Source organism: Geodermatophilus sp. SYSU D00691 (assembly GCF_054050275.1).
In genome coordinates this window covers 1-19138 of record NZ_JBJGYZ010000015.1, presented here as the reverse complement: position 1 = coordinate 19138, position 19138 = coordinate 1, and the positions used below count along the sequence as shown (strand labels likewise).

The following is a 19138-nucleotide window of genomic DNA, read 5'->3' as shown; positions in this document are numbered from 1 at the left end:
CCGCGGCCGGGCAACAACCCCTTCAGCAGCACCCCGCGTCCGGCTCCGTCGGCCGGTGGTCCGCGACCGGGCCCCGCGGCCGGTCCGGGTGGTCCCCGTCCGGGTGCGCCCGGCGGTCCCCGCCCGGCTCCCGGTGCGGGTGGTCCGCGTCCCGGCGGCCCGCGTCCGGGTCCCGGCGCGGGCGGTCCCCGTCCGGCCGCCGGTCCCGGCGGTCCGCGCCCGAACCCGGGCATGATGCCGCCGCGGCCCTCGCCCGGCATGATGCCGCCGCGTCCGGCCGGTGCCGGGCGTCCCGGCGGCGGCCCCGGCGGTGCCGGTGGCCGCGGCCGTCCGGGCGGTGGCCCGGGTGGCGGTGGCGGCGGCTTCCGTCCCGGTGGCGGCGGCGGTGGCGGCGGCGGCGGTGGCGCCCCGGCCGGTGCCGGCGGCGGTTTCCGCGGTGGCGGCGGTGGCCGTGGCCGTGGTCGCGGCGGTTCCGGTGCGGGTACCGCGGGTGCCTTCGGGCGTCCCGGTGGTCGCGGTCCGGTCCGCGGTCGCAAGAGCAAGAAGCAGCGGCGTCAAGAGTTCGACCAGATGGCCGCGCCGAGCATGGGCGGCGTCAGCCTGCCCCGCGGCAACGGCCAGACCGTCCGGCTGCCGCGCGGTGCCTCGCTGACCGACCTGGCCGAGAAGATCGGTGCCCAGCCGGCCGCGCTGGTGACCGCCCTGTTCCACCTGGGCGAGATGGTCACCGCGACGCAGTCGGTGAACGAGGACACGCTGCAGCTGCTCGGTGCCGAGATCGGCTGGGACATCCAGGTCGTCTCGCCGGAGGACGAGGACCGCGAGCTCCTCGAGACCTTCGACCTCACCTTCGGCGACGAGGGTGACGAGGAGGACTGGGAGACCCGTCCGCCGGTCGTCACCGTCATGGGTCACGTCGACCACGGCAAGACGAAGCTGCTCGACGCCATCCGCAACACCAACGTGGTGGCGCGGGAGGCCGGCGGCATCACCCAGCACATCGGCGCGTACCAGATCGACACCGAGCTGGACGGCCAGGAGCGGGCGATCACCTTCATCGACACCCCGGGTCACGAGTCGTTCACCGCGATGCGTGCCCGTGGCGCGAAGGTGACCGACATCGTCGTCCTGGTCGTGGCCGCCGACGACGGCGTCATGCCGCAGACGATCGAGGCGCTCAACCACGCCCAGGCGGCCGAGGTGCCGATCGTGGTCGCGGTGAACAAGGTGGACAAGGAGGGGGCCAACCCCGCCAAGATCCGCCAGCAGCTCACCGAGTACGGGCTGGTGGCCGAGGAGTACGGCGGCGACACGATGTTCGTCGACGTCTCGGCGGTCACGCGCCAGGGCCTCGACGACCTGCTCGCGGCGATCCTGCTCACCGCCGACGCCGCGCTCGACCTGCGGGCCAACACCGAGATGGACGCGCAGGGCGTCGTCATCGACGCCAAGCTCGACCGCGGTCGCGGCCCCGTGGCCACCGTCCTGGTCCAGCGCGGCACCCTGCGGGTCGGCGACTCGCTGGTCGCCGGCGACGCCTTCGGGCGCGTCCGGTCGCTGCTCGACGAGCACGGCACCCGGCTCAAGGAGGCCCTGCCGGCCCGGCCCGTCCAGGTCGTCGGCCTCACCTCGGTGCCGCGTGCCGGTGACACCTTCCTCGTCGTCGAGGAGGACCGCGTCGCCCGGCAGATCGCCGACCGGCGCCAGGCCCGCATCCGCAACGCGCAGAACGCGCAGATGCGCAAGCGGATCAGCCTGGAGGACCTCGACGCGGCGCTCAAGGAGAACCGTCAGCTCAACCTGATCATCAAGGGCGACAACTCGGGCACCGTGGAGGCGCTCGAGGACGCGCTCATGAAGATCGAGGTGAGCGACGACGTCTCGCTGCGGGTCATCCACCGCGGTGTCGGTGCGATCAGCAAGAGCGACATCGACCTGGCGCTGGCCGACGACGTCATCGTCATCGGCTTCAACGTCCGGGCCGAGGGGCAGGCCACCGAGCTGGCCAACCGCGAGGGCGTCGACGTCCGGTACTACTCGGTCCTCTACTCGGCGATCGAGGAGATCGAGGCGGCCCTCAAGGGCATGCTCAAGCCGGAGTTCGAGGAGGTCGAGCTCGGCACGGCGGAGATCCGCGAGGTCTTCCGGGTGCCGCGCATCGGCAACGTCGCCGGTTCGATCGTCCGGTCCGGCACGATCAACCGGAACTCGAAGGCCCGGGTCATCCGCGACGGCGTCGTCATCGCGGACAACCTGACCGTCGAGTCGCTGCGCCGCTTCAAGGACGACGTCACCGAGGTCCGCGAGGGCTACGAGTGCGGTATCGGCCTGGGGTCGTTCAACGACGTCAAGGTCGAGGACGTCATCGAGACCTTCGAGGTCCGCGAGAAGCCGCGCGCCTGACGTAGGAGGCCCCTGCAGGAGAGCCGATGGCCCTCCTGCAGGGGCCCGCCGCGAGCGTGCGAGCGGTGGTGGGCAGGAGGGTCCTCATCTTCACCGGCACGCTCTCCGCCGACCTGCTGCTGGGCGACGTCCACTCGCTCAAGGGCAAGCGCGCCGTGGTCCGGCCCATCGTGGCCGAGCTGCGGCGCCGCTTCGCCGTCTCCGCCGCCGAGGTCGGCGACCAGGACCTGCACCGCCGGGTGCAGATCGGCGTCGCCACGGTGGCGGGGGACGCCGGTCAGGTGACCGACGTCCTCGATTCGTGCGAGCGGTTGCTGGCCGAGCGGCCGGAGGTGACCCTGCTGTCGACGCACCGGCAGTTGTTCTCCGACGAGGACGACTGAACCGCTCCGACCGGCGCAGCCCTCGCCGTCCCCTGTCCGTCCGGGCGCACGTGGCGTGCGCCCCGTCCCGAGGAGGGTCCATGGCCGATCCGGCCCGCGCCCGCAAACTGGCCGTCCGCATCCGGCAGATCGTCTCGGCCGCGATCGAGACCCAGATCAAGGACCCCCGGCTGGGCATGGTCACCGTCACCGACGCCCGGGTCACCAATGACCTGCGCGAGGCGACGGTCTTCTACACCGTCTTCGGCGACGAGACCGAGGTCGCCGACTCCGCCAAGGCCCTCGCCAGCGCCACCGGGGTGCTGCGCTCCACCGTCGGCCGGCAGACCGGCGTCAAGTTCGTCCCCACGCTCACCTTCGTCGCCGACCTCGTCCCCGACACCGCGCGCGAGCTCGACGCCGCCATCGAGCGGGTCAAGCACGCCGACGCCGAGCTCGCCCGCGCCCGGGAGGGCGCCAGCTACGCCGGGGACGCCGACCCGTACCGCCGTCCCGCCGAGGACCCGGACGACGACGAGACTGCCGATGAGATCGCTGACGAGACCGCCGACTCCGGGAGCCGTTCATGAGTGAAGTGGATCCGGACCCGAACCTCCCCGACGAGGGCCAGGGCCGCGCGGAGCTGGGCGGCCGCGGCGAGCCCGCCGGCGGCGACCCGACGGAGGGTGGCAAGCGGGGCGAGATCGGCGAGGCGCCGAGCATCGCCGCCGACGAGCCCGACGACGGCAGCACCTTCCCGCCCGGTGGCGGGCGGGTCGGGGACGAGGGGAACGCCCCGCCGGTCGCCGACCCCGGTCCGGGCGCCTGACGCCATGAGCCTTCCCCTGCGCAAGGTCGCGCGGCGGACCGTCGCCTCCGTCCTCGACGAGGCGGCGGCCGCGCGCGCCACCGTCGTCCTCTCCGGTCACGTCCAGCCCGACGCCGACGCCCTCGGCAGCACCCTGGCCCTGGCCGAGGGGCTGCGCCGCCGCGGCGCCCGCGTGCTGCCGACCTTCCCCGACCCGTTCGTGCTGCCGGCCTCGCTGGGCTGGCTGCCCGGCGCCGAGGCGCTGGTGCCGTCGTCGGAGCTGCCGTCCTCGCCGGACGTCTTCGTCAGCCTCGACGCCGCCTCGCCCGGCCGGCTGGGGGAGCTGGCCGGGCTGCTGGGATCGGCGGGCACGGCGGTCGTCATCGACCACCACGCGAGCAACCCCGGCTTCGGCGACGTGTCGCTGATTGACCCGGCGGCGCCGGCCACGGTGACCCTGGTGGCCGAGGTGCTCGACGGCCTCGGGGTGCTCGTCGACCGCACCATCGCCACCTGCCTCTACGCGGGGCTGGCCGCCGACACCGGGTCCTTCCGCTTCGGCAGCACCCGCCCGGAGACCCACGAGCTCGCCGCCCGGCTGCTGTCCACCGGCATCGACCACGCGGCGATCAGCCGCCGGCTGTTCGACACGGCACCGTTCGGCTGGCTCCGGCTGCTCTCCGCCGTCACCGGCCGGGCCGTGCTGGAGCCCGCGGTGGGCGCCGGCCTGGTCTGGACCTGGTCGAGCACCGCCGAGGCGGCCGAGCACGGCCTGCCCGGCGAGCAGCTCGAGGCGCTCGTCGACGTCGTCCGGTCCACCGAGGAGGCCGACGTCGCCTGCGTGCTCAAGGGCCAGGACGACGGCTCGTGGTCGGTCTCGCTGCGCTCCCGCGGGGCCACCGACGTCGCCCGCGTCGCGATGGCGCTCGGCGGGGGCGGGCACCGCGCCGCCGCCGGCTACACGAGCTGGCTCGACCGCGAGGCGACGATCGCCGCGCTGAGGGCCGAACTCGCCCCCGAGTGACCGCCCCGCCGCAGCGGGGCGTCCTCGCGCTCGCCGTTCCCGCGCTCGTCGTCCTCGCGGCCGAGCCGCTGTACCTGCTGGTCGACACCGCCGTCGTCGGCCACCTCGGCACCGTGGCGCTCGGCGGCCTGGCCGTCGGCGGCGGGCTGCTGGCGTGGGCCACCGCGCTGCTGAACTTCCTCGCCTACGGGACGACGGCGCGCGCCGCCCGCCGGGCCGGGGCCGGCGACCGCGCCGGCGCCGTGGCCGAGGGCGTGCAGGCCACCTGGCTGGCGCTCGCCCTGGGCGCCGCGGTCCTGCTGCTGTTCCAGCTGCTGGCCGGGCCGCTGTCCCGGCTGCTGGCCGGCGGCGCCGGACCGGTGGCCGAGGCGGGGGAGACCTGGTTGCGGATCGCCTCCCTCGGCGCCCCGCTGCTGCTGCTCTCGCTGGCCGGCAACGGTTGGCTGCGCGGTGTGCAGGAGCTGCGCAGGCCCGTGCGCTACGTGCTGGCCGGCAGCGCCGTCAGCCTCGTGCTGTGCCCGCTGCTGGTCCACCCGGTCGGGCTGGGCCTGCCCGGCTCGGCGCTGGCCAACGTCGCGGGCCAGGCGGTCTCGGCCGCGCTGTTCCTCCGTGCCCTGCGGCGCGAGGGGCTGCCGCTGCGCCCCCGGCCGGCGGCGATCCGCGCCCAGCTCGGCATCGGCCGCGACCTGCTGCTGCGGGCGGCGGTGCTGCAGGTGTCGTTCCTCGTCGCCGCCGGCGTCGTGGCACGGGAGGGCGCCGCCCCGCTCGGCGCGCACCAGATCGCGCTGCAGCTGTTCTTCTTCCTGGCCCTGGTGCTCGACGCCTACGCCATCGCGGCGCAGACGCTGGTCGGCTCCGCGCTGGGCGCCGGCCGGCCCGACGAGGCGCGGGCGACCGCCCGAAGGGTCACGCTCTGGGGCCTGGGCACCGGCGCGCTGGTCGCGGTCGTCCTGCTCGCGCTCCGCGACGTCCTCCCGCCGCTGTTCACCTCCGACCCCGCCGTCCTCGAGCAGGCCGCGCTGGTCTGGTGGTTCCTGGCGCTGATGCAGCCGCTGGCCGGTGTCGTGTTCGCGCTCGACGGGGTGCTGATGGGCGCCGGCGACGTGGGCTACCTGCGCACCACCACGATCGGTGCGGCGCTGGTCGGGTTCCTGCCGCTCTCGCTGCTCTCGCACCCGCTGGGCTGGGGGCTGGCCGGGGTCTGGACCGGGCTGGACCTGTTCATCGCCCTGCGGCTGGTCGCCGTCCTGGCCCGGGTGGCCGGCCGGCGGTGGCTGTCTGCTGGGGTGGTCGCATGAGCCCGAGACGGCCCGACGCCGACGTCCCGCCCGGTCTGCTGCTGGTCGACAAGCCCGGCGGCATGACCTCGCACGACGTCGTCGCCCGGGCCCGCCGGGCGCTGTCGGTGCGCAAGGTCGGGCACGCCGGCACGCTGGACCCGATGGCCACCGGGCTGCTCATCCTCGGGGTCGGCGCCGCCACCCGGCTGCTCGGGTACGTCGGCGGCCACGACAAGACCTACGACGCGACGATCCGCCTCGGCCAGGCCACCGTCACCGACGACCGCGAGGGCGAGGTGCTCACCAGCACGCCGGCGGGGCACCTCACCGACGACGACGTGCGGACGGCGCTGGCGACCCAGACCGGCCCGCTCCAGCAGGTGCCGTCGTCGGTGAGCGCGGTCAAGGTCGCCGGCCGGCGCTCCTACGACCGCGTGCGCGCCGGCGAGGAGGTCGAGCTGGCCCCCCGGGCGGTGACCGTGCACGCCCTCGTCGTCCACCGGGTGACCCGGCCCGGGCCCGACCTGGTCGACGTCGACGTGACCGTCACCTGCTCGGCCGGCACCTACGTCCGGGCGATCGCCCGCGACGCCGGGGCGGCGCTCGGCGTGGGCGGGCACCTCAGGGCGCTGCGCCGCACCGCGTCGGGGCCGTACACCGTGGCCGAGGCCGCTCCGGTGGAGGACGCCGCCGCGGCGCTGGTCGCCGGCGGGGGAGCGGGGTACCTCCCGCTGACCCGGGCCGCGACGACCGTCTTCCCCGCCCGGCCGGTCGGCGCCGAGGAGGCGAAGGCGCTGGTGTTCGGGCAGCGCATCCCCGCCACCGGGGCGCCCGGGCTGCACGCCGCCGTCGACCCCGACGGCCGGCTGGTCGCCCTCGTCGAGGACGCCGGCCGCTCGGCCCGCGTCGCCGTCGGCTTCCCGCCCGGCTAGCGCGTCCCGACCCGCCCGCCCGCCGGCGTCCGGGCCAGCACGACGACCGCGGCGACCGTGAGCAGCCACCCCGCCACCAGGGCCGGCGCCCACCCGGGCCGCACCCGGTCGCCGAGGAGCGCCAGCCCGACCAGGCCCGGGAGCACCACCTCCGTCACGGTCAGGACGGCGACCACCGCCGCGACGGCGCCGGCGCGCAGCGCGCGGGCCAGCAGCACCGTGCCGGTGGCGCCGAACACCACGACGGCGTAGGCGAGCGGTTCGGCGAGCAGCTCCAGCACCGAGGACCAACCCGCCGAGCGCACGTGCACGGCCCGGACGGCCAGCGACACCCCGCCGAAGGCCGCGCCCGCCGCTCCGGCCAGGGCCAGCGGACGGCCGGAGCGCAGCAGTGGGACGGCGGCGAGCACGAGGACCCCGGCCGCGGCCAGCAGCACCGGCGTGGCCGGCGCGGGCCGCCGCGGCGCCCGCCCGGGGGCGGCGGCCGCCGCGACCAGCGCGATCCCCAGCACGACCCCCGCCAGCGCGAGCAGCCGGGCGCGGGACCACCCGCGCAGCCCCCGGGAGGCCGCCGCCGCGGTGACCGGCACGGTGCCGGCCAGCACCGCCTGGACCGCGAACACGGGCAGGAAGCGCAGGGCGACCACGGACAGCAGCCAGCCGGCTGCGTCGAGGACCAGGCCGACGAGGTAGCGCGGCTGGCGCCACACCGGCCGACCGGCGGCCGCCCGCCGGCTGCCGTCGGACTCCAGCAGCGAGGCCGCGCTGTTCGAGAGCATCGCCGCGAGGGCGGCGAGCAGCGCGAGCGCGGTCATGGGTCTCCCGTGGGATGTGGCAGCCTCGGGCACGTGGTCGCCGCCATCTCACCGGATCAGCAGCTCGACGAGCGCCTCACGGCCCTCGCCGGGCTGCTGCGCCCGCTGCCGGGCGTGCTGGTGGCGTTCTCCGGCGGCGTGGACTCCGGCATGCTGCTGGCCGCCGCCGTCCGGGTGCTCGGTGCCGACCGGGTGGTCGCGGCGACCGCGGTCTCGCCGAGCCTGCCGGCGGCCGAGCGGGCGGGTGCCGAGGCCTTCGCCGCCGGGCTCGGCGTCCGGCACGAGCTGCCGCGCACCGACGAGCTGTCCCGCCCGGGTTACGTGGCCAACGCCGGCGACCGCTGCGCCTTCTGCAAGACCGAGCTCGTCGACGTCCTGGCGCCCGTGGCGGCCCGGCTGGGCATCGCCGACGTCGTCACCGGCACCAACGCCGACGACGTCGTCGCCGGCTTCCGGCCCGGCATCGCCGCGGCCGCCGCGCGCGGGGCGTGGGCGCCGCTGGCCCGCGCCGGCCTGACCAAGGACGACGTCCGCGCCGCCGCCCGGCGCTGGGGGCTGTCGCTGGCCGACAAGCCGGCCGCGGCGTGCCTGGCCAGCCGGATCGCGTACGGCGTCCCGGTGAGCGCCGAGGGCCTGGCCCGCGTGGAGGCGGCCGAGGCGTCGCTGCGGGCCGCGCTGACCGGTGCCGGGCTGCCGGTGCGCGACCTGCGGGTGCGCGACCTGGGTGCCGACGTCGCACGGGTGGAGGTCGACGCCGCGCTGGTGCCGGCCGTGCGGGCGCGACCGGAGCTGCTGGCCGCCGTCGGCGGGTTCGCGCGGGTGGAGCTGGACCCGCGGGGCTTCCGCTCCGGCTCGATGAACGAGCTGCTGCCGGACCCCGTCCGCTACCGCTGACACGCGACAGCGGCCCCTCCCCGGTCGCCGGGGAGGGGCCGCTGTCGCGTGCCGGTGGGGCTCAGCCCACGTAGTTGACGTGCACGTGGTCGAAGTGGTTGGCCGTGGCGCTGCCGCGGTCCTCCATCGCCTTCCACGCGGCGCCCGGCGAGGTGATGATCCGCTGCTGCCAGATGATGTACTCCACGCCCAGCTCGGCCCAGTGGTCGACGTGGTACTGGGCGATCGCGTCGCCGAGGGCGGCGTCGGACATCACCATGTAGTCCAGCGCCAGGCCGGACGGGTGGCCGTGCGGGTCCACCGCGCTGGCGCGGGTGCCGCCGATGGTGATGCCGGCGGCCCCGGAGACGTTCGTGACCACGTTGTCGGCCGCGGCCTGCGCCTGCGGCTTGGTGGCGCCGGCGGTGTTCGTGATCTGCGCGGTGACGGCGGCCGGCGCGGGCGCCGGGGCCGGCGCCGGCGCGGGGGCCGGCGCCGGCGCGGGGGCCGGGGCGGCCGGGGCCTCGACCGGGGCCGAGTCGCCGATCGAGCCCGAGGGGGCCGGGGCGGTGTCGACCGTCGCCGAGACCAGCAGCACCTGACCCGGGAAGATCAGGTTCGGGTTGCTGCCGATCACGTCGACGTTGCGCTGGTAGAGGTCGCGCCACGCCTGCCCGTGGGCGGAGGCGATCTTCGCGACGGTGTCGCCGCGGACGACGGTGTAGTCGCCGGCCGGGGCGGCGTGCTGCCCGTGGCCGTCGGCCTCGGTGGACTCGGCGGCCGGGGCGGGGGCCGGGGCCGGCTGGGCCTCGGGGGCGGCGGCGGGGGCCTGGGCCGCGGCCGGGGTGGTGCCCTCGGTCAGGTGCTTGCCGCAGGTCGGCCAGGCGCCGATGCCCTGCCCGACGAGGACCTTCTCGGCGACGTCGATCTGCTGGGCCGGGGTGGCCAGGTCGGCGCGGGGCGCGTAGCCCGTGCCGCCGTAGGCCTCCCAGGTCGACTGGCTGAACTGCAGGCCGCCGTAGTAGCCGTTGCCGGTGTTGATGCTCCAGTTGCCGCTCGACTCGCACTGGGCGACGCCGGTCCAGTCGTGCGTGGTGGCGGCGTTGGCCGGGGTGGTGAGTATGCCGAGCCCGACGGCCGTGGCTCCGGCGGCGACGGGGGCCTTGACGAGGGCCTTCTTGGTGCGGACGTAGCGGGGCGCGCGATGCTTTGCCATGGGGATGTGTGATCTCCGATCACCGCCGGCGAGGTGAGCTGTCGGGTTCGGGCGATCGGTGCCCGGCCGCGCAACGCGGCTTCACCCCCAGGCGCGCCCCCCGCGCGCCGCGAACGTGGGTCCCCCACCCCTGTCCTGAAGCTGTTCCGGATGACGCGGGCCGGTGGACAGGGTTTGGCGGACCGGCGCGTCACGCTCTCCGTTTGCTGAGCGCAGCCAAAACGCTACGAGCGGTTATGTGAACTGTCGCCGTGACGGCGGTCACACCACGGCGTGTCGCCTGTGAACGGACTGGTCAGCCGCAACCTGTGAAAGCCGGCTCACACCTTCGGCGGGCGGGCGATGCGGGCAGCGGCCACGCCCGCCCCGAAGCCGTTGTCGATGTTCACGACGAGCACCCCCGGAGCGCACGCGGTGAGCATGGTGAGCAGGGCGGCGAGCCCCTCGAACGCCGCGCCGTACCCCACCGACGTGGGCACCGCGACGACCAGCCGGTCGGTCAGCCCGGCGACGACGCTGGGCAGGGCGCCGTCCATGCCGGCGACGACGACCACCACGTCGGCCGCCGCGATGTCCGGGGCGACCTCGAGCACGCGGTGCACCCCGGCCACCCCGACGTCGTCGACCCGGCGGCAGCGCACACCGGCCGCCGCCAGCGTCGCCGCCACCTCGGCCGCGACCGGCCCGTCGGAGGTGCCGGCGGTGAGCACCAGCACGTCGCCGGACGGCTCCGGCGGGGTGCCGACGAAGACGCAGCGGGCCTCCGTGTCGACGACGGCGTCGGGCCAGCGGGCCGCCACGGCGGCGGCGGTGGCGTCGTCCACCCGGGTCGCCCAGGCCAGCGGGGTGCCGGCCTCGAGCAGACCGGCCAGGCAGGCGACGGTCTGCTCCGGCGTCTTGCCCGCGGCGTAGACCACCTCCGGCGTCCCGGTCCGCGCGGCCCGGTCGACGTCGAGCCGGGCGAACCCCAGGTGTGCGGTGCGCTGCGAGTCCACGCCCAGAGCATGCTGGATTGATTACCAGCCGCGACGGGAAGGGCACCGGCCATGAGCATCGTCAAGATCAACGCGATCACCGTGCCCAAGGACAAGCAGGAGCGCTTCGAGGAGCGCTTCCGCGGCCGGGCCGGGGCCGTCGAGGAGACCGACGGCTTCGAGTGGTTCGAGCTGCTGCGCCCGCAGGAGGGCACCGACCAGTACCTGGTCTACACGCGGTGGAGCAGCGAGGAGGCCTACCGGGCCTGGGAGAGCGGCCAGGACTTCGCGCGCGCCCACTCCGGCGGCGGCAGCGACCTCGCCCCCGCGGCCAGCGACTCCCACCACCTGTGGAGCTACGAGGTCATCGAGAGCACGGGTCCGAAGTCGGGCACGGCCTGACGAGCGGGATACTGTGACGAGGCGGGCCGGTGCGCCCGCCTCGCCCCCGCACGTGCAGGTAGGAGCCATGACCGACACGCTCGCCGACAGCCGCACCACCGACCGGGTGTTCTCCGAGGGCGTGCCGGTCGTCGTGGAGGACGTGCCGCGCCGCCCCGCCGCCGAGCTCGCGCAGGTGCTGGCCGACCCCGGGTTCGGCAAGCACTTCACCGACTCGATGTTCGTCGCGCGGTACCGCACCGGGCAGGGCTGGTACGACGCCCGGCTCACCGCGTACGCGCCGCTGCAGATGGACCCGAGCACCGCGGCGCTGCACTACGCGCAGTCGATCTTCGAGGGGCTCAAGGCCTACGCCCAGCCCGACGGCAGCGTGGCCACCTTCCGGCCGGGGTCCAACGCCGCCCGCTTCGTGCGCGGCGCGAAGCGGCTGGCCATGCCGCCGGTGCCCGAGTCGGCGTTCATCGCCGCCGTGGACGCGCTCGTCGACGCCGACCGCGACTGGGTGCCCACCGGCCCCGACCAGACCCTCTACATCCGGCCCTACCAGCTGGCCACCGAGCCGTTCCTCGGCGTCCGGCCGGCCAACGAGTACCTGTTCCTGGTCATCGCCAGCCCCGCCGGCCCGTACTTCGCCCGCGGCGTCCAGCCGGTGTCGGTCTACCTCTCCGAGGACTACATCCGCGCGGCGCCCGGCGGCACCGGCGACGTCAAGTGCGCCGGCAACTACGCGGCCAGCCTGCTGGCGCAGGAGCAGGCCATCGCGGCCGGCTGCGACCAGGTCGTGTGGCTCGACGCGGTGGAGAAGCGCTACGTCGAGGAGATGGGCGGGATGAACCTGTTCTTCGTCCTCGGCTCCGGCGCCGACGCCGAGCTGGTCACCCCCGAGCTCACCGGCACCCTGCTGCCCGGGATCACCCGCGACTCGCTGATCACCCTCGCCCGGGAGAGGGGCCACCGGGTCACCGAGCGGCGGTTCAGCGTCGAGGAGTGGCGCAAGGGCGTCGCCGACGGCACCGTCACCGAGACCTTCGCCTGCGGCACCGCCGCCGTCATCACCCCGGTCGGCGAGGTGCGGGCCCGCACCGGCGACTTCGTGATCGGCGACGGCAGCCCCGGTCCGCTCTCGATGGAGCTGCGCGCGTCCCTCCTCGACATCCAGCACGGCCGGGTGCCCGACACCCACGGCTGGCTGCACCGGGTCTCCTGAGCGTGCAGCGCTGGCGGGGGCTCGACGCCACCCCGGCCGACCTGGGCCGCACCGTCGTCACCATCGGGATGTACGACGGGGTCCACCGGGGGCACCAGAAGCTGATCGGCACGGCGGTCGAGCGTGCCCGCGCGCTCGGCCGGCCCAGCCTGCTGCTCACCTTCGACCCGCACCCGGCGGAGGTGATCCGGCCCGGCTCGCACCCGGCGATCCTCACCTCGATGGACCGCAAGGCCGAGTTGGTCGCCGAGCTCGGCGTCGACCTGATGTGCGTGCTGCCGTTCACCCAGGAGTTCATGCGGCTCTCGCCGGAGACCTTCACGCACACCGTGCTCGTCGAGCACCTGCACGCGGCCCAGGTCGTCGTCGGCCAGAACTTCACCTACGGGCACAAGGCCGCCGGCACCGTGGAGAGCCTCGCCCAGGAGGGCCGGCGCTTCGGCTTCACGGTGGAGGGCCTGCCGCTGGCGGCCGTCGGCGGGAACGGCGGCGAGGACGACGTCACGATCTCCTCCACCTACATCCGCGCCTGCGTGGCAGCGGGGGACGTGGAGACCGCGGCGCGGGCGCTCGGCCGGCTGCACCGGGTGGACGGCGTCGTCGTCCGCGGGGACCGCCGGGGCCGGGCGATGGGCTACCCGACGGCGAACGTCGAGACCCCGCCGTTCACGGCGATCCCGGCCGACGGCGTCTACGCCGGCCACCTGGTGCTGCGCGACCCGCGCAGCGGGGCGAGCAAGGAGCGCTACCCCGCCGCGATCTCGGTCGGCACCAACCCGACGTTCCAGGGCAGCCGGCGCACGGTGGAGGCGTTCGTCCTCGACTACGACGGCGACCTGTACGGCGAGCACGTCGGGGTCGAGTTCGTCTCGCGGCTGCGCGGCATGGCGGCCTTCGCCGACGTCGCCTCCCTCGTCGCGGCCATGGACGACGACGTGCGCCGGACCCGGGTGCTGCTGGACGTCCCCGAGCCGGGCTGACCCGCGCCCCGGATGGGGTGATCGGCCCGCTGGTACCGTGGACCCGGCGTCGGAGAACCCGGCGTGTGTGCAGGCTGCCCCCGTGACCCAGACCGGGGGCCACACGTGACCTGGCCAGGAGGCCGTCCTATGGCGCTCGAGAGCGCTGTCAAGAAGCAGATCATGACCGAGTACGCGACGGTCGAGAACGACACCGGTTCGCCGGAGGTCCAGGTCGCGATGCTGACCCGCCGGATCAGCGACCTGACCGAGCACCTCAAGCAGCACAAGCACGACCACCACAGCCGGCGGGGCCTGCTCCTGCTGGTCGGCCGCCGCCGGCGGCTGCTGAACTACCTGGCGAAGACCGACATCAACCGCTACCGCTCGCTCATCGAGCGGCTCGGGCTGCGCCGGTAAGCACGACGAGGGGACCGTCCACCGGGCGGTCCCCTCTCTCGTGCGGCACCCGCCGCACGGGACGCGACGACCCGCCGCCGTCCGCAGACGCCGCCGGTCCTCGGTAGTGGCTCCCGGGCATGCGCCCCCCGGAGCGGGGAACACCGTTCCCGGGAGCTTCGATCGAAGACCGGTCGCTCCGGATCCGCAGTCGGCGCCAGGTCGCCACGAAAGAGGAGAGCGCACGACGGCCACGAGGGCCACGTGCGACGACGAGAGAAGGACACGTGTCCGCACCCACCACCCAGAGCAGCGGGATCACCGCTGAGTTCGACCCCGAGGACGGGGTCACCACCGCCACCGCGGTCATCGACAACGGCAGCTACGGCAGCCGCAGCATCACCTTCGAGACCGGCCGGCTCGCCCGCCAGGCCGCCGGCTCGGTCACCGTGACCATGGGCGACACCATGCTGCTGTCGGCCACCACGGCCGGCCGCCAGCCCAAGGACCAGTTCGACTTCTTCCCGCTGACGGTCGACGTCGAGGAGCGGATGTACGCCGCCGGGCGCATCCCCGGCTCCTTCTTCCGCCGCGAGGGCCGGCCGTCGGAGGACGCGATCCTCACCTGCCGGCTGATCGACCGCCCGCTGCGGCCGACCTTCGCCAAGGGCCTGCGCAACGAGGTCCAGGTGGTCATCACCGTCCTGTCGCTGGACCCCCACCACCTGTACGACGTGCTGGCCATCAACGGCGCCTCGGCGTCCACGCAGCTGTCCGGCCTGCCGTTCTCCGGCCCGGTCGGCGGCACCCGCGTCGCCCTGGTCAACGGCCAGTGGATCGGCTTCCCGACCCACAAGGAGCTCGAGGACGCCGTCTTCGACATGGTCGTGGCCGGCCGCGTCCTGCCCGACGGCGACGTCGCGATCATGATGGTCGAGGCCGAGGCGACCGAGAAGACGATCCAGCTGGTCGCCGGCGGCGCCACCGCGCCGACCGAGGAGGTCGTCGCGCAGGGCCTCGAGGCCGCCAAGCCGTTCATCAAGGTGCTCTGCGAGGCGCAGAGCGCGCTGGCCGACAAGGCCGCCAAGCCGGTCGCCGACTTCCCGCGCTTCCTCGACTACCAGGACGACGTCTACGCCGCCGTCGAGGCCGAGGCCGCCGCGGAGCTCGCCACCGTCCAGGCGATCGCGGGCAAGCAGGAGCGCGAGCAGGCCACCGACGAGCTCAAGGAGAACGTCAAGGCGAAGCTGGCCGACCAGTTCGCCGGCCGCGAGAAGGAGGTCTCCGCGGCGTTCCGCGCGGTGACCAAGAAGGTCGTGCGGCAGCGCATCCTGCGCGAGAAGGTCCGCATCGACGGCCGCGGCGTCACCGACATCCGGCCGCTGTCGGCCGAGGTCGAGGTCGTGCCGCGGGTGCACGGGTCGGCGCTGTTCGAGCGCGGCGAGACGCAGATCCTCGGCATCACCACGCTGAACATGCTGCGCATGGAGCAGCAGCTCGACACGCTCTCGCCCGAGACCCGCAAGCGCTACATGCACAACTACAACTTCCCGCCGTACTCCACCGGTGAGACCGGCCGCGTCGGCTCCCCGAAGCGCCGCGAGATCGGCCACGGCGCGCTCGCCGAGCGGGCGCTGCTGCCGGTGCTGCCCGACCGCGAGGAGTTCCCCTACGCGATCCGGCAGGTCTCCGAGGCGCTGGGCTCCAACGGCTCGACGTCCATGGGCTCGGTCTGCGCCTCCACGCTGGCCCTGCTCAACGCCGGTGTGCCGCTCAAGGCCCCCGTCGCCGGCATCGCGATGGGCCTGGTGTCCGACGAGGTCGACGGCACGACCGAGTACGTCGCGCTGACCGACATCCTCGGCGCCGAGGACGCCTTCGGTGACATGGACTTCAAGGTCGCCGGCACCCGGGACTTCGTCACCGCCCTGCAGCTGGACACCAAGCTCGACGGCATCCCGTCCGACGTCCTAGCCCAGGCGCTGACCCAGGCCCGCGCCGCCCGGCTGCACATCCTCGACGTCATGAACGAGGCCATCGACGGCCCCGACGAGATGAGCCCGTACGCCCCGCGCGTGACCACGGTGCGCATCCCGGTCGACAAGATCGGCGCGGTCATCGGCCCCAAGGGCCAGATGATCAACGCGATCCAGGACGAGACCGGCGCCGACATCACCATCGAGGACGACGGCACGATCTACGTCGGCGCCTCCGACGGCCCGTCGGCGCAGGCGGCGGTGGACCGCATCAACGCCATCGCCAACCCGCAGATGCCCAAGGTGGGCGAGCGCTTCCTCGGCACGGTCGTGAAGACCACGCCGTTCGGCGCCTTCGTCTCGCTGCTGCCGGGCAAGGACGGCCTGGTGCACATCAGCAAGCTGGGCGGCGGCAAGCGCATCGCCAAGGTCGAGGACGTCGTCAACGTAGGCGACAAGCTGCAGGTCGAGATCACCGACATCGACGCCCGCGGCAAGATCAGCCTCGTCCCGGTCGCCGCCGACGGCCCGAACGGCGGTGACGCCTCCGGCACGCCGGACGCGCCCGCCGAGGCCGCTGCCGCCCCCGCGGGTGAGTGACCACGGCTGAGGTTCTGGGCGACGGGGTGGGTGCGGCCGCACCCGCCCCGTCGCTCGTCGGGAAGACCGAGCTGCTCGACCTCGACGAGGTCGGCGGCCGGGTGGAGCGCACCGAGCTCCCGGGGGGCCTGCGGGTCCTGACCGAGACCATGCCCGGCGTCCTGTCGGCGACGCTGGGGATCTGGGTGGGCGTCGGCTCGCGCGACGAGTCGCCGGCCCTGGCCGGGTCCTCGCACTTCCTCGAGCACCTGCTGTTCAAGGGGACGGCGACCCGCAGCGCCCTGGAGATCGCGACGGCCATGGACGCCGTCGGCGGTGAGATGAACGCCTTCACCGCCAAGGAGCACACCTGCTACTACGCGAACGTGCTCGCCAGCGACCTGCCGCTGGCCGTCACGCTGCTCTCCGACCTGGTCACGGAGGCGTGCAACACCGCCGCGGACCTGGAGTCGGAGCGCACGGTGGTGCTCGAGGAGATCGCCATGCGCGACGACGAGCCCTCCGACGCCGTGCACGACCTGTTCGCCGAGACGCTGTTCGGCGCGACGCCGCTGGGGCGCTCGGTGCTGGGGTCCGTGGACTCCATCGAGAACCTGAGCCGCGACGACGTCGACGGGTGGTACCGGCAGCGGTACACGATGCCCTCGATCGTGGTCACCGCCGCCGGCCGGGTGGACCACCAGCAGGTCCTCGACCTGGTGACGGCGGCCTTCGCCGACCGGCTCGGCGGCGAGGCCCGGCCGGCCGAGCTCCGGCGCGGGGACGACGTCAGCCTCGCCCAGCCGGCCAGCTCCACCGGCCTGATCCAGCGCCGCACGGAGCAGACGCACCTGCTCTACGGCGGCCTCGGCATCGGGCGGCTGGACGACCGGCGCTACGCCGCGTCCGTCCTCGAGGCGGCCGTGGGCGGCGGCATGAGCTCGCGGCTGTTCCAGGAGATCCGCGAGAAGCGGGGCCTGGTGTACAGCGTCGGGTCGTCGCTGACCCACTACGCCGGCACCGGCACGTTCTCCGTCTACGCGGGCTGCTCGCCCAAGCGGGTGCCGGAGGTGCTGCGCCTGGTCCGCGAGGAGCTGGCGCGGGTGGCCGCCGACGGTCTGACGGCCGAGGAGGTCGCCCGCGGGCGGGGCCAGCTCAAGGGCGGGCTGGTCCTCGGCCTCGAGGACACCGGCTCCCGCATGAGCCGGCTGGGCAAGAGCGAGCTGTCCTACGGCGAGTACCTGCCGGTGCGCGAGGTCCTCGCCCGGCTCGACGCCGTCGACGAGCAGCAGGTGCGGGCGGTCGCCGCCGACCTCCTCACCCGGGAGACCTGTCTCGCCGTCGTCGGGCCCTACCGCGAGTCCGACCTGGACCGCCTGTAGCGGTCGGGTGGTGACCGAGGTCATGCACGAGCACGGCGCGCTGGCGCGGCTGGTGTTCGCCGTCGCGGTGCTCGTCTCGCTGGCGGTGCTGTTCGCGCCGTCCGGCGACGTGCCGTCGGCGCCACCCGGCGTGGACAAGGTGATCCACCTGGTGCTGTTCGGCGTCCTGGCGTTCACCGGGCGGTGGGCGGGGTTGCCGCGCGCACCGCTCGCCGGGCTGCTCGTCCTCTACGCCGCGGCCAGCGAGCTGCTGCAGGCGCTGCCCGTCGTGGCCCGCTCGTCGTCGGTGGCCGACTGGGTGGCCGACGTCGCCGGGGTGCTCCTCGGGCTGCTCCTCTGGGGCGTGCTCGCCCGGCGGCTCGCAGCACGCTGACCGGCGGTGTTGCGCCGGAGGCGCCGCTTGGGAAATCTGACGCGGTGACCAGGAGCACCCCCGACACCGGCCGGCAGGCGAACCCCACCGCGAGCCCCTCCGCGAGCGACGAGTCGCCCGTCCTCACCGTCGGTGTGCTCGGCGCCCGGGGTCGGATGGGCACCGAGGTGGTCAAGGCGGTCAACGCCGCCGAGGACCTGGAGCTGGTCGCGATGGTCGACGCCGGCGACTGGCTGTTCAACGTCGCCGACGCCGGCGCCCAGGTGGTCGTCGACTTCACCCGCCCGGACGTCGTCATGGACAACATCCGGTTCTGCATCGACAACGACATCCACTGCGTCGTGGGGACGACGGGCTTCGACGAGGAGAAGCTCGCCACCGTCGCCGAGTGGTTGCAGCCGAAGCCGGACCTCGGCGTGATCATCGCGCCGAACTTCGGCATCGGCGCGGTGCTGCTGATGCGCTTCGCCCAGGAGGCGGCGCGGTTCTTCCCCTCGGTCGAGGTCGTGGAGCTGCACCACCCGCACAAGGTCGACGCCCCGTCGGGGACCGCCGTCCGCACCGCCCGCCAGGTGGCCGCCGCACGACGGGCCGCGGGGCTCCCGCCGGCGCCGGACGCCACCGAGGACTCCCTCGCCGGGGCCCGGGGGGCCGACGTGGAAGGCATCCCGGTGCACTCCGTCCGGCTCTCGGGGCTGGTCGCGCACCAGGAGGTCCTCATGGGGGCGCCGGGGGAGACGCTCACCCTGCGCCACGACTCCTACGACCGGGCGTCGTTCATGCCCGGCGTGCTGCTCGCGGTCCGCGAGATCGGCCGTCGTCCCGGCCTCACCGTGGGCATCGAGAGCTTCCTCGGCCTGACCTGAGCTTCGGGAACACCGGCGCCCGCCGGTGGGTTGGGCAGGGTGAGGACGGTAACTCCTGGAGGGCCCTGCACGGGCCCTGCGGGATGGTGTACAGTCTTCTCTGCGCCGCGCGGGCCGAGAGGCCGGCCGGAGGAACCCCCCGGGGTGAGCCCGATGCGCAGCACGGCGTAACATAGAGAAGCCGCCAACGACGACGCCCGGAAGGGCTGGTTTGTTGCGCGTCCGCTCCTTGAGAACTCAACAGCGTGCCGAAAGTCAGTGCCAAGTAACAACCCCCGATGCCCCGGCTCGTTTCGGGTTGGGGTGGG

The 19138-nt window shown here is 74.6% G+C and carries 19 protein-coding genes and 1 riboswitch; of the genes, 16 read left to right on the top strand and 3 right to left on the bottom strand.

What is annotated here, in order from left to right; genetic code table 11:
* Positions 1-570 precede the first annotated feature (570 nt).
* From infB to truB, 7 genes are all read left to right on the top strand, one after another.
* A complete protein-coding gene (gene infB / locus ACI797_RS12805; RefSeq protein ID WP_456540340.1) occupies positions 571-2403 on the top strand; it encodes a translation initiation factor IF-2 in 1833 nt (610 codons plus the stop codon).
* Positions 2404-2429: 26 nt separating this feature from the next.
* Positions 2430-2786 carry a DUF503 domain-containing protein gene (locus tag ACI797_RS12800; protein ID WP_456859010.1) on the top strand — a complete coding sequence of 119 codons (357 nt, stop codon included), beginning with the start codon at positions 2430-2432 and terminating at the stop codon, positions 2784-2786.
* Between the two features lie 80 nt (positions 2787-2866).
* Positions 2867-3355, top strand: a complete 489-nt coding sequence (gene rbfA, locus ACI797_RS12795) for a 30S ribosome-binding factor RbfA (protein ID WP_456859009.1) — start codon at positions 2867-2869, stop codon at positions 3353-3355.
* The gene (locus ACI797_RS12790) at positions 3352-3594 is read left to right on the top strand and encodes a hypothetical protein (RefSeq protein WP_456859008.1); all 243 of its coding nucleotides are present in this window, start codon (positions 3352-3354) and stop codon (positions 3592-3594) included. The genes rbfA and ACI797_RS12790 overlap by 4 nt, the downstream gene beginning before the upstream one ends.
* A 4-nt stretch (positions 3595-3598) precedes the next feature.
* Positions 3599-4597: a DHH family phosphoesterase gene (locus ACI797_RS12785; RefSeq protein ID WP_456859006.1), complete on the top strand. Its 999-nt coding sequence runs from the start codon at positions 3599-3601 to the stop codon at positions 4595-4597.
* Entirely contained in the window at positions 4594-5895 is a 1302-nt protein-coding gene (locus ACI797_RS12780; protein ID WP_456859005.1) for an MATE family efflux transporter, read from the top strand. The genes ACI797_RS12785 and ACI797_RS12780 overlap by 4 nt, the downstream gene beginning before the upstream one ends.
* Positions 5892-6809 carry a tRNA pseudouridine(55) synthase TruB gene (gene truB, locus ACI797_RS12775; protein WP_456859004.1) on the top strand — a complete coding sequence of 306 codons (918 nt, stop codon included), beginning with the start codon at positions 5892-5894 and terminating at the stop codon, positions 6807-6809. The genes ACI797_RS12780 and truB overlap by 4 nt, the downstream gene beginning before the upstream one ends.
* Here the strand turns inward: truB and ACI797_RS12770 are convergent.
* Positions 6806-7624 (bottom strand): hypothetical protein, encoded by an 819-nt coding sequence (locus ACI797_RS12770; RefSeq protein ID WP_456859002.1) that lies wholly within the window; start codon positions 7622-7624, stop codon positions 6806-6808. The genes truB and ACI797_RS12770 overlap by 4 nt on opposite strands.
* 33 nt (positions 7625-7657) lie before the next feature.
* Here ACI797_RS12770 and larE point away from each other — a divergent pair, with 33 nt between their 5' ends.
* Complete coding sequence (larE, locus tag ACI797_RS12765; protein ID WP_456859001.1) at positions 7658-8518, top strand: ATP-dependent sacrificial sulfur transferase LarE; 861 nt, start codon at positions 7658-7660, stop codon at positions 8516-8518.
* A 61-nt stretch (positions 8519-8579) separates the two neighbouring features.
* Here larE and ACI797_RS12760 read toward each other — a convergent pair whose 3' ends face one another.
* Both ACI797_RS12760 and larB read right to left on the bottom strand, forming a co-directional pair.
* The gene (locus ACI797_RS12760; protein ID WP_456859000.1) at positions 8580-9713 is read right to left on the bottom strand and encodes a LysM peptidoglycan-binding domain-containing protein; all 1134 of its coding nucleotides are present in this window, start codon (positions 9711-9713) and stop codon (positions 8580-8582) included.
* An 8-nt stretch (positions 9714-9721) separates the two neighbouring features.
* Positions 9722-9866, bottom strand: a riboswitch (cyclic di-AMP (ydaO/yuaA leader).
* A gap of 167 nt (positions 9867-10033) precedes the next feature.
* The gene (gene larB / locus ACI797_RS12755) at positions 10034-10708 is read right to left on the bottom strand and encodes a nickel pincer cofactor biosynthesis protein LarB (RefSeq protein WP_456858999.1); all 675 of its coding nucleotides are present in this window, start codon (positions 10706-10708) and stop codon (positions 10034-10036) included.
* Positions 10709-10759: 51 nt separating this feature from the next.
* Here larB and ACI797_RS12750 point away from each other — a divergent pair, with 51 nt between their 5' ends.
* The 8 genes from ACI797_RS12750 to dapB all read left to right on the top strand — a co-directional run bounded on the left by ACI797_RS12750 (position 10760) and on the right by dapB (position 18830).
* Complete coding sequence (locus ACI797_RS12750) at positions 10760-11089, top strand: antibiotic biosynthesis monooxygenase family protein (protein ID WP_456858997.1); 330 nt, start codon at positions 10760-10762, stop codon at positions 11087-11089.
* A gap of 67 nt (positions 11090-11156) precedes the next feature.
* Positions 11157-12296 carry a branched-chain amino acid aminotransferase gene (locus ACI797_RS12745; RefSeq protein ID WP_456858996.1) on the top strand — a complete coding sequence of 380 codons (1140 nt, stop codon included), beginning with the start codon at positions 11157-11159 and terminating at the stop codon, positions 12294-12296.
* A gap of 2 nt (positions 12297-12298) precedes the next feature.
* Positions 12299-13276, top strand: coding sequence for a bifunctional riboflavin kinase/FAD synthetase (locus ACI797_RS12740; RefSeq protein WP_456540333.1), 978 nt, complete (start codon positions 12299-12301; stop codon positions 13274-13276).
* Positions 13277-13405: 129 nt separating this feature from the next.
* Positions 13406-13675, top strand: a complete 270-nt coding sequence (rpsO, locus tag ACI797_RS12735; protein WP_448627413.1) for a 30S ribosomal protein S15 — start codon at positions 13406-13408, stop codon at positions 13673-13675.
* Positions 13676-13941: 266 nt separating this feature from the next.
* Complete coding sequence (locus ACI797_RS12730) at positions 13942-16230, top strand: polyribonucleotide nucleotidyltransferase (protein ID WP_456858994.1); 2289 nt, start codon at positions 13942-13944, stop codon at positions 16228-16230.
* The gene (locus tag ACI797_RS12725; RefSeq protein ID WP_456858993.1) at positions 16227-17591 is read left to right on the top strand and encodes a M16 family metallopeptidase; all 1365 of its coding nucleotides are present in this window, start codon (positions 16227-16229) and stop codon (positions 17589-17591) included. The genes ACI797_RS12730 and ACI797_RS12725 overlap by 4 nt, the downstream gene beginning before the upstream one ends.
* Positions 17592-17601: 10 nt before the next feature.
* Entirely contained in the window at positions 17602-17964 is a 363-nt protein-coding gene (locus tag ACI797_RS12720) for a VanZ family protein (RefSeq protein WP_456858992.1), read from the top strand.
* A gap of 44 nt (positions 17965-18008) precedes the next feature.
* Positions 18009-18830 (top strand): 4-hydroxy-tetrahydrodipicolinate reductase, encoded by an 822-nt coding sequence (dapB, locus tag ACI797_RS12715; RefSeq protein ID WP_456858991.1) that lies wholly within the window; start codon positions 18009-18011, stop codon positions 18828-18830.
* The last annotated feature ends 308 nt before the right edge of the window (positions 18831-19138 follow it).